The organism is Klebsiella sp. V115_8, from assembly GCF_029967715.1.
Classification (GTDB): domain Bacteria; phylum Pseudomonadota; class Gammaproteobacteria; order Enterobacterales; family Enterobacteriaceae; genus Klebsiella; species Klebsiella quasipneumoniae.
The window spans coordinates 82,970-93,770 of sequence record NZ_JASCAR010000041.1; the positions used below are offsets into that span (position 1 = coordinate 82,970).

General features: G+C 56.9%; 9 protein-coding genes. 2 read left to right on the forward strand and 7 right to left on the reverse strand.

The genetic code is table 11. The features are described 5' to 3' along the window. Positions 1–29: 29 nt before the first annotated feature. From mglC to folE, 6 genes are all read right to left on the reverse strand, one after another. Positions 30–1,040, reverse strand: coding sequence for a galactose/methyl galactoside ABC transporter permease MglC (gene mglC, locus QLG03_RS19050; protein ID WP_002912871.1), 1,011 nt, complete (start codon positions 1,038–1,040; stop codon positions 30–32). A 15-nt stretch (positions 1,041–1,055) separates the two neighbouring features. Beyond that, a complete protein-coding gene (mglA, locus tag QLG03_RS19055; RefSeq protein WP_002912876.1) occupies positions 1,056–2,576 on the reverse strand; it encodes a galactose/methyl galactoside ABC transporter ATP-binding protein MglA in 1,521 nt (506 codons plus the stop codon). A 118-nt stretch (positions 2,577–2,694) separates the two neighbouring features. Then, entirely contained in the window at positions 2,695–3,693 is a 999-nt protein-coding gene (gene mglB / locus QLG03_RS19060; RefSeq protein WP_023290441.1) for a galactose/glucose ABC transporter substrate-binding protein MglB, read from the reverse strand. 296 nt (positions 3,694–3,989) lie between these two features. Continuing rightward, a complete protein-coding gene (galS, locus tag QLG03_RS19065) occupies positions 3,990–5,012 on the reverse strand; it encodes an HTH-type transcriptional regulator GalS (protein WP_023290442.1) in 1,023 nt (340 codons plus the stop codon). A gap of 155 nt (positions 5,013–5,167) precedes the next feature. After that, complete coding sequence (gene yeiB / locus QLG03_RS19070; protein WP_023290443.1) at positions 5,168–6,325, reverse strand: DUF418 domain-containing protein YeiB; 1,158 nt, start codon at positions 6,323–6,325, stop codon at positions 5,168–5,170. Positions 6,326–6,340: 15 nt separating this feature from the next. Further along, positions 6,341–7,009, reverse strand: a complete 669-nt coding sequence (gene folE / locus QLG03_RS19075) for a GTP cyclohydrolase I FolE (protein ID WP_023290444.1) — start codon at positions 7,007–7,009, stop codon at positions 6,341–6,343. 360 nt (positions 7,010–7,369) lie between these two features. Between folE and fghA the strand changes: the two genes are divergently transcribed. Continuing rightward, positions 7,370–8,203 carry an S-formylglutathione hydrolase gene (fghA, locus tag QLG03_RS19080; RefSeq protein ID WP_072413739.1) on the forward strand — a complete coding sequence of 278 codons (834 nt, stop codon included), beginning with the start codon at positions 7,370–7,372 and terminating at the stop codon, positions 8,201–8,203. Between the two features lie 57 nt (positions 8,204–8,260). Here the strand turns inward: fghA and cirA are convergent, their stop codons facing one another. Then, the gene (gene cirA, locus QLG03_RS19085) at positions 8,261–10,234 is read right to left on the reverse strand and encodes a catecholate siderophore receptor CirA (protein WP_023290446.1); all 1,974 of its coding nucleotides are present in this window, start codon (positions 10,232–10,234) and stop codon (positions 8,261–8,263) included. A 320-nt stretch (positions 10,235–10,554) separates the two neighbouring features. Between cirA and QLG03_RS19090 the strand changes: the two genes are divergently transcribed. Beyond that, positions 10,555–10,801: hypothetical protein (locus tag QLG03_RS19090; RefSeq protein ID WP_282473664.1), on the forward strand; the 247-nt coding region annotated here is incomplete at its 3' end.

Genomic DNA, 10,801 nt, shown 5'->3' on the forward strand with positions numbered 1-10,801 from the left:
CCAGGCGCGGGTTTTTACTCAGGCAAAAATTACTTCTTACGGGCGTATTTCAGGGAATCCAGCGCCACGGCGAAGATAATGATCGCCCCCTTAATGATGTACTGCCAGTAAGGGTTAACGCCGATATAGGTCAGGCCGTAGTTGATCACGGTGAAGATAATCACCCCGGTCACCACGCCGAATACGGTCCCTACCCCGCCGCTGAACGATACGCCGCCCACCACGCAGGCGGCGATGGCGTCCAGTTCGTACATAAAGCCGAGGTTATTGGTCGCCGAGCCGATACGACCGGCTTCCAGCAGGCCGCCGAAGGCGTAGAACACGCCGGAGAGGGCGTAAATCATCAGCAGGTTCAACGCTACGTTGACCCCGGAGACCTTCGCCGCTTCCGGGTTACCGCCGATAGCGAAGATGTTTTTACCAAAGCGCGTCTTGTTCCACAGGATCCAGACAAAGAAGACGGCAATCAGCGCGTAGAAGGTGATGTAGGACAGGCGGAACGAGCCCAGCGCCACAAACCCCTGCGCGAAATGGGAGAAATGGCTGTCGAAGCCGGAGATCGGCGACGCGCCCACGAAGTCGTAGTACAGCGAGTTAATGCCGTAGACGATGATCATGGTCCCAAGGGTGGTAATAAACGGCGTCACGTTCAGATAAGCAATGACGATCCCGTTAATCAGGCCGATGACCGCCCCGATGGCGCATACCAGCAGGATGACCAGCGGGATCGGCATAGTCGCCATATCCGGGAACACCTTGTTGGCATTATCCACCGCCTGCAGCATGGTCGCGGCAATCACCGCCGCCAGTCCCACCTGACGGCCGGCGGAGAGGTCGGTGCCCTGCGTGACGATCAGTCCGGCCACCCCGAGGGCAATAATAATACGCACCGAGGACTGGGTCAGAATATTACTCAGGTTGAGCAGACTTAAAAATGTCGGATCCTGGAAAATAATAATGGCCAACAGGACCAGAAGGACGACATATATCCCACCCTCTTTCAGGTAAGTGAGAAAACTCTTTTTATTTAACGCACTCATGTGAAGCCCCTGATCTTAAAGGTGCAATGACGCAAGACGCAGTATTTCGTTTTGCGTGGTGGTTTTAGTCTCAACAATGCCCGCGACCAGGCCGTTGCTCATCACCAGAATGCGGTCGGTAATCCCCAGCAGTTCCGGCATTTCGGAGGAAATAATAATGATCCCTTTATCTTTTTTAGCCAGCTCGGCAATCAGCTGATAGATCTCGAATTTGGCGCCGACGTCGATACCGCGCGTCGGCTCGTCCAGCATCAGGATCTCCGGCTGGGTCAGCAGCCAGCGGCCAATAATGACCTTTTGCTGGTTACCACCGGAAAGCGAACCAATCTGCGTATGCTGGCCGGGGGTTTTAACGCGCATAGAGTCAATGACCCATTGGGTATCGCTCTTCATCCGCGAGTTATCCAGCAAGCCGACGCTGTTTTTATATTTCTTAATATTGGAGATCAGCGAGTTAAAACCGATATCCAGATAGGCGTAAATCCCGGTGGAGCGCCGCTCCTCGGTCACCAGCGCAAAACCGTGGTTAATCGCCTCATTGGCGCTGTGGTTGTTGATCTTCTTCCCGTGCAGGGTGATGGTGCCGCTGGCCTTCTCACGGATCCCGAACAGGGTCTCCACGATGTCGGTCCGCTTCGCGCCCACCAGACCGGCGATACCGAGAATTTCGCCCTTATGCAGATCGAAGGAGACATCGCGAATGGACGGCTGGCGCAGGGAGGTAAGATTGCGCACCTGGAGGATCACTTCTCCCGGGGTGTTTTCGCGATCCGGAAAGCGCTGGTTGAGCGAACGCCCGACCATCATGGCGATGATCTTGTCCATATCCAGCCCTTCCAGCGGCTGGGTGGCGATCCACTGGCCGTCGCGAAGGATGGTAATTTCATCGCACAGCTGGAAAATCTCTTCCATTTTGTGCGAGATATAGACGATACCGCAGCCGCGATCTTTCAGCTTGCGGATGATCTTAAACAGATGGTTGACCTCTTTTTCCGTCAGCGAGGACGTCGGCTCGTCCATGATGACGATTTTGGCGTCATAGGAAAACGCCTTGGCGATCTCAATCATCTGCATCTGGGATACCGATAAGGTACCGACGCGGGCGCGCGGGTCGATATCAATATCCAGCTCATCAAATATGGCCTTGGTGTCCCGGTACATTTTGTCCTGATCGACAAACATACCTTTAGTGGGATAACGCCCGAGCCACATGTTGTCCATGACCGAACGCTGTAAGACCAGGTTTAATTCCTGATGTACCATCGAAATACCGTTTTCCAGGGCTTCTTTCGCCGAATGGAAATCGATCTCTTTTCCCTGAAAAAGAATGCTGCCGGAATCTTTTTGATAGATCCCAAAAAGGCATTTTAATAATGTCGATTTACCGGCGCCGTTCTCACCCATTAACGCATGAATGGAGTGCGGACGAACCTTCAGGTTGACATTATCAAGAGCCTTGACGCCAGGAAACGATTTGTTGATGTTGCTCATCTCCAACAAATATTCGCCTGACCGTTCGCTATTATTGCTGACCATAGTTATACCTGGCTGCGTTCATGCACGCCCCGTCCGGCGCAATAACGCCAGCAGGAGTCTGGTTCTGTATCAGGAATAATCGGGCGTGGATAACCCACGCCCGCAACTCACATCACGATTATTTGCCGGTAAACTGGCTCAGGTTGTCTTTATCGACGCCCACATAGGGGACGCGAACAATCTTGTTGTCAATTTTCCAGTTGGTGCCTGCCGCAGCGTCTTTTCCGTCGGCCAGGTTTTTCGCCAGATCGAAGGTCGCTTTCGCCTGGTTGTTAGCATCATTCAGCACGGTACCGGCCATCGCGCCGGATTTCACCAGCGCCAGGGCTTCCGGCAGCGCATCCACGCCGAACACCGGAATGCTGCTCTTGTTGTGCGCTTTCAGCGCTTCAACCGCGCCCATCGCCATAGCGTCGTTGTTAGCGATCACCACTTCAATCTTGTTCGCATTCGGGCCGGAGAGCCAGGCGTCCATTTTGTCTTTCGCCTGGGCGGTATCCCACATGGCGGTGTCCATCTGCAGCTGCTGGGTCTTCAGGCCTTTATCATTCAGCTCTTTGATAACGTAGGTGGTACGCGCTTCCGCATCCGGATGGCCCGGCTCGCCTTTCAGCAGGACGTACTGGATCTGGCCGTCTTTATTCAGATCCCAGTTCGGGTTGGCTTTCCAGTGCTTGGCGATCAGATCGCCCTGAATAATCCCGGACTCTTTCGAGTCGGTACCGACGTAATAAGCTTTGTCATAGCTATCCAGCGCTTTACGGGAAGGCTCTTTGTTGAAGAACACCACCGGAATGTTCTGCCCGCGCGCTTTTTCGATGACCGTTCCCGCCGCAGCCGGGTCAACCAGGTTGATCGCCAGGGCTTTCACGCCTTTCGCCAGCAGCACGTCAATCTGATCGTTTTGTTTCGACTGGTCGTTCTGCGAGTCATTCATCAGCAGCTGGACGTCAGGCGCGGATTTGCCATCTTTTTCAATCGCCTTACGCACCACCGACATAAAGTTGTCGTCATATTTATAAATCGTCACGCCGATACGGGTATCTGCTGCGTGTGCTGCGGCGCCAAATAACAGACCAGCCATTACAGCAGAGAGGGTAAACACCTTCTTATTCATGGAATCTCCGGTTTTATTATGCAGGGTCATTTTTGTGAAAAAGTGCGGGCGGGATTTGTTGCATTAGTGTTACCGCACAACGCATTTCACGACGAAAATTCGGTCTTCCGTGTCGGGTAACGCTCCAGAAAAATACGACTCTAATACTCGTTTAACGCCTTGTTCCTACTGAAGAAAGTGAGGATTTCCCATCACCTCGCGGTTCAGACTGGTAAACGCTGCCATCATAATCAGGTGAATGTTAATATACTGTGAATTTACTCACAAATTGAAAGCGGTTACATCCCGCTGCCGCTTCAGTTAGTGATCGGCCCCACAGTTTGCCGCTGGGCAACGGAGTGACGGCGCACCAGGGTGGGCATAAAGCAGTGCGTCGCCTCGCGATCCAGCTTGCCGGCCGCCCCCAGCAGCGCCAGCTCGGTGGCCAGCTTCGCCATCGACATTACCGGATAGCGCACGGTGGTCAGCTGAGGATCGGTGTAACGGGAAATAGGAATATCATCAAAGCCAATCAGCGATAGATGCTGCGGCACGACAATGCCGTTGTCCTTCAGCGTGGTCAGCGCGCCGGCCGCCATGCTGTCGTTATAGGCGAACACCGCAGTGAGGCCGAGATTCCGCCCCAGCAGTTCGACCATCGCCGCTTCGCCGCCCTGCATGTCCGGGGAGCCGGAGCCGACCCAGCTGTCCGGGGCGATGATGCCCTGCTCCTGCAGCGCTTTGCTCCACCCTTCCCGGCGCATATCGTCGTCTTCAATGCCGTGATTGGAGGAGAGATAACCGATGCGCTGGTGGCCGTGATTGAGCAGCATGCGGGTAGCCATCAGCGCGCCGCTAACGTTGTCGAGGCCGACGCAGCGATGGGCAAAGCCCGGCACGATGCGGTTGATCAGCACCATCCCCGGGATATGTTGCATAAAGTCGCTCAGTTCAGCATCGCTGAGCGCTTTAGAATGGACGATCAGCGCCGAGCAGCGCTGGCGGATCAGCACCTCGATGGCATGGCGCTCTTTTTCCGCCTCGTGATAGCTGTTGCCGATCAGCACATACTTATGATGCTGCTGGGCGACGGTATCCACCGCTTTCACCAGCGCGCCGAAGAAGGCATCGGAGACGTCCATCACCACCACGCCGATGGTATCGCTGACCTGGGTGGCCAGCGCCTGGGCGTTGGCGTTGGGCCGGTAGCCCAGCTGGGTCACCGCTTTCATCACCACGTCGCGCGTATCCGGACTCACCAGCGCGCTATTGTTCAGCACCCGCGACACGGTGGCCACGGATACGCCCGCCTGGCGGGCGACATCACGAATGGTGATCATACTCAGCGACCTTAAGAGAATTACAGCACGTCACATTCACCTCCTGTGCTCAGCAAGGAGGCTATTCTGGCAGCGACCCGCGGTCCGCTACGTGAGTGAGGTCACACGGCTGGAAACGTTTACATCCGTTTTGTTAATGATTGTGATCGAGATCGTTATCTGGATGTGTCTTTCAATGATGTCCCTGACGCACGCAGGGTTAACTGACGCCACAGCCATTCCACCGGCCCCTGGCGGAAGCGGCGTAGCCAGAGTGATGACACGAGGAGGTTGACGGCCCAGATGGGGGGAACAAAGGCCAGCAGCTGCAGACGATCGAAGCGCATAAACAGCCCGAGATGATAAAACAGGGTGGTGCAGATCAGGGTCTGCAGCAGGTAGTTGCTCAGCGCCATGCGTCCGACGCAGGCGATAGCCCCCACCAGGCGGAAACGGCAGAGCTGCGGCCAGTAGCCCCAGGCCAGCGAGGCATAGCCGATAGCCTGCAGCGGAGCGCTCAGTTCACGCGGCGCCTGCAGTAAAAACGCGCACCAGCGATAGTCCCAGGCCAGATACCATTGGGCGACAATAGCCGGCACATTCACCGCCATCCCGGCTAGCACCAGCAGCGCACCGGTGCGCCGATAGTGACGCTGGCTGAACTGCCCTTTCAGCCAGCCGCTGCGCATCAGCGCCGCGCCTATCAGCATCATCCCCGCCAGCTGCCAGCCATACTGCGCGCCGAGCGCCAACAGATTGTCCGACAGCATATCCGCCCGGTTGCTGACCGCCTCCATGCCGCCGTGCAGCTTCCAGTACTGCTCATACTGCAGATTGGCTGCGTCCGGTACCCAGGAGCGATTCGCGGCCGTCCCCGAGATAATCCCCAGCAGGACCAGCACCGCAATGCCGGTGAGGTAGAGCACCACCCCGGTGTTAAACAGCGATTTAACATGCTGCGCCTCGCGCACCATGCGCCAGCTCACCAGCCCCACCAGGGCGTAGGCCAGCAGAATATCGCCATCCCAGAAGAAGAGACCGTGAATGAAACCAAGCAGCGCCAGCAGGGTCAGCCGCGACTGGATCCAGCGTTTGCCGCGGGGGAGCAGGAGCTGCAGACCGGCGCCAAACAGCAGCGCGAACAGGGTAAGAAACTTCACCTGCGCCAGCAGGTCAAGGATCGCCCAGGTCCAGGCGTCGCTGAGGGTCGCGTTTCCTGACCAGGCCGGATTGAGGTAAGCGGCCTTCGGCAAGCCGAAGGCGCTGATATTGAGAAGCAGGATACCGAGGATGGCGACGCCGCGGACAAAGTCCAGCGTGACATTTCTCTCCATGTACCCTGCTCCGTTTTAGTTGTGGTGACGTACTGCGCGCAGGAATTCCTGGCGGGTATTCTGGCTGGATTTGAACAGGCCACCGAGGGAGGTGGTGGTAGTGGCGCTGGTCGCGTCGCGGATGCCGCGCGCTTTCACGCAGTAATGCACCGCGTCAATGGATACCGCCACGTTGCTGGTGCCGAGCAGCGTCTGCAGCGCGATCAGGATCTGCTGCGTGAGACGCTCCTGGACCTGCGGGCGCTGGGCGAAGAACTGCACGATGCGGTTGATTTTCGACAGGCCGATCACCGAATCTTTCGGGATATAGGCTACCGTCGCTTTACCATCGATGGTGACAAAGTGGTGTTCGCAGGTGCTGGTCAGGGTGATATCGCGCACGGTGACCATTTCATCGACCTTCATTTTGTTTTCAATGACGGTGATTTTCGGGAAACGGGAGTAATCCAGTCCGGAGAAGATCTCATCGACATACATTTTGGCGATGCGATGCGGGGTCTCCATCAGACTGTCATCACTCAGATCCAGATTCAGCAGTTGCATAATCTCGGTCATATGACCGGTAATCAAACGCTTGCGTGTTTCGTTATCAATTTCTTGTACTGGCGCACGCATCGGCGTCTCCAGCCCACGAGCGACCAGCGCTTCATGAACGAGGACGGCTTCTTTACTCAGTGATGACATTTGGGTTTCTCCTGCAGGTGTGGCGCTCTTTGCTTTTTCTGGGGGCAAAGTTTGTATTCATTGTGCGTGAGGTGGCGCACAGAATCCAGTAGCCGTAACGATAATTATTGAAATTGGCGCTGCCTTTTATTAAGGCGCGAAGCCACGCCTCAGGCGCGACGCCAAATCCCTATCGCCGAATCCGGAATGATCCAACCGCTGTACGCATCCATAAGCGCCATCGCTACACCGGCATGTTGGCTATAAGTTGCATTAATGATGCAGTAAGTTCTCAAAAGGAGAAAGTGAAAGTTGCTCACCGGCTAATGAAATATCTGTATTATGAACGTTTACGCGCACATCCCTTCCGAGGAGCCTTGCATGGAACTGCTTGAAGAGCATCGCTGTTTTGACGGCCGGCAACAACGCTGGCGTCATCACTCCCCTGTCCTGAACTGCGCCATGACGTTCAGCATTTTTTTACCGCCTGAGCGTGAAACGCCGCCGCCGGTGCTGTACTGGCTGTCCGGGCTGACCTGTAACGATGAAAACTTTACCACCAAGGCGGGCGCTCAGCGCATTGCCGCCGCGCTGGGCATCGCGCTGGTGATGCCGGATACCAGCCCGCGCGGTGACGAGGTGGCCAACGATGACGGTTACGATCTGGGGCAAGGCGCTGGCTTCTACCTGAACGCCACCGAGGCGCCGTGGTCGGCGCACTACCGGATGTACGATTACCTGCGCGACGAACTGCCCGCGCTTATCCGCAGCGAGTTTACCGTCGGCGAACGCTGCGCCATCAGCGGCCACTCGATGGGCGGTCACGGCGCGCTTATCATGGCGCTCACCAATCCCGGCCGCTACGCCAGCGTCTCCGCCTTCGCGCCAATCGTCAATCCCTCCCAGGTGCCGTGGGGCAAGAAAGCGTTTACCGCCTATCTCGGCGCCGATGAATCGACATGGCGCGCCTGGGACAGCTGCGCCCTGATGCAGGCCAGCCAGCCGGCGGACGCGGTGCCGACGCTTATCGATCAGGGCGATAACGATCCGTTCCTCGCCGGACAGCTGCAGCCCGCGGTGCTGGCGGAGGTCGCGCGACAGAAGGCCTGGCCGTTAACGCTGCGCATCCAGCCCGGTTACGATCATAGCTACTACTTTATTGCCTCGTTTATCGAAGACCATCTGCGTTTCCACGCGCAGCATCTCTTTAACTAAACGCAACCTGCGCCGTGACTCCACGTCGCGGCGCAGGCCATCGTTAAGCGCCAACGATCAGAAGCGATAATCCACGGCCATAAAGTAGCGACGGCCCTCTTCGGTATAGCTGTAGTCGTCCCGGTTGAGATCTTTATCGCCCACGTTCTGCACCCCGGAGCGCAGTTTCACATTTTTGGTGACCTGCCACGCCGCGCCGACGTCAAACAGGGTATAGCCGCCCGGCGTTTTGCCGGTGGCGCTCACCGCGCGCTGCTGGCCGGTATAGTTGGCCGTCACGTAGAAGGACCAGTCGTCCAGCGGTTTCCAGTCAAGCGTGCCGTTGGCGGTATGGAACGGCAGCGTCTGCAGCGGTTTATCGCCGCCGTTGCTCAGATCGCGACCATCGTTGTAGGTGTAGTTCACCGTCAGCTTCCACTCATCGCCGAACGGGATCTTCACCTCGGTCTCCACCCCTTTGATGCGCGCTTTGTTGACGTTGAAATAGCGGAAGATCGGCACGCGCTTACCGTTGACGGTTTTCCAGCCGACAAAGTTCGGGTAGCCCGGCGCTTCGCTGGCGCTGGAGGTGCGCAGAACATCAATCATATCGTCGACATTGTTCTGGAAGGTGGTGATGCTGCCTTCAACATCCTGCAGCCAGCCCTCTTCCCCACGATAGTAGAGACCAAGCTCGAAGCTTTCGCTGGTTTCCGGCTTCAGATCCGGGTTACCGATGATGCTGCACGAGCCGCGGCAGGAGTTGGTGGTCCAGTCGGGGTTAAGCTGCAGCAGCGACGGGGCTTTAAACGCCGTCGCCCAGCCGCCTTTGACGGTGACGGTATCGGTGGCGTTATACACCAGATAGGCGCGCGGGCTCCAGTGATCGCCATAGGTCTGATGGTCGTCCATACGAATGCCGGTGGTCAGCGCCAGCGGCTCGATGATGCGCCATTCGTCTTCAATAAACAGGGCGTACTGGCTGGCGGAGGTCGACTGGCCGCCGCTGCTCAGGTTGACCGGATCTTTCAGCTTGTCGTGGCGCCATTCGCCGCCGAAGGTCACCAGCTGGTTAATCATGTCCAGCGGCAGGACATACTTGCCGTCGATGGCATTGCTTTCCGAGGTGATGGTGCCGTTCTGCCCCGGATTTTTGTTATCCACCTTTTCGCCGTAGAACTTGAGCTCGCTATTGCCCATCTCCCAGCGTCCGTTATGGCTCAGAGAGTAGTTCTCACGCTCAAGGCGGTTGCGGTCAAGGGAATCGGAGTCGCGATCCTGGCGGTCAAAGCCATAGCCCGCGGTGAAATCGTGGTTGTCGTTCGGCGTCCAGGCGAATTCAACATTGCCATCGCGGCTGGTGAAGCCCTCGATGCGCGGCGTTTCGCCGGTGGCATTGCTGGAAGACTGCGGATCGTCCTTGGCGCGCTTCGCCAGGCTGCCGTAGGCCTTCATCCCGAGCACGCCGTCGATCAGCGGGCCGCTGGTGAAGAACTGGCCGTTCCAGGTATCGCCGCGGTCGCGGTGTTCCTGAATGGTGGTATCGGCGCTCAGCGTCCCGGTCCATTTCTGGCCGATTTTTTTGGTAATAATGTTGACCACGCCGCCGAGCGCATCGGAGCCGTACAGGGAGGACATCGGGCCGCGCACCACCTCGATACGTTCGATGGCATCCACCGGGATCCAGTTCAGGTCGAAGTCATTGTGGCGGAAGACGGCGTTCCGGGAGTTGACGCGTTTCCCGTCGACAAGGATCAGGGTATAGCTGCTGCTCAGACCGCGAATGCTGACGCCCTTGCGGTTATCCCCTTCGTTGGTGAGCTGGACCCCGGGCACATCGCGCAGTACGTCTTTCAGGTTCTGCACCGGCTTGCGCTGCAAATCCTGCTGGGTGATGACGCTGATGCTCGCCGGCGCGTCTTTGACGCTCTGTTCAGTGGCCGAGGCGGTCACCACCAGCGTTTCTTCATTCACATCGGCCAGGGCCGGAAACGCCAACGATACGACGGACGCAGACAATCCCGCCCGGATAAAAGGGTTTAACCTGAACATTCCAAATCTCCATGAGGTGTACAACCAAACAAACAAAAAGGTGCTGCTCACACGCGCTGGCGGCCTGCCGCTCTGTCGGCGGTAGACTCGCGCTGTTTTCTCGTCGATGTGGCTGGTCGCCCGATGTCAGTCTGTACACATGGCAGAGACGGGGGGAGTGGCTTCATCCGTAATGGTCAGAAATGATAAAGATAATGATTTCTATTATCAATCTAATTATGAAGAATTGTGTCAGGCTGTAACCGTGTGGACATAAAAAAAGCCCTCGTTTTCAGAGGGCTTCCGGGTGATGACAAACCTGTTTTCGTTATCGTACTCATATGTCTGCCGGGTGGCGGCTTTCGCCTTACCCGGCCTACGAAAAATTGCAATATCAAACAGCTACGCAGATATCTGTAGGCCCGCGCAAGCGCAGCGCCGCCGGGCAATTCCTGAAGATTGCACCTGGCCAGCACGATGAAGCCCTCTTTTCAGAGGGCTTCCGGGTGATACAAACCTGTTTTCGTTATCGTACTCATCTGTCTGCCGGGTGGCGGCTTTCGCCTTACCCGGCCTACGAAAAATTGC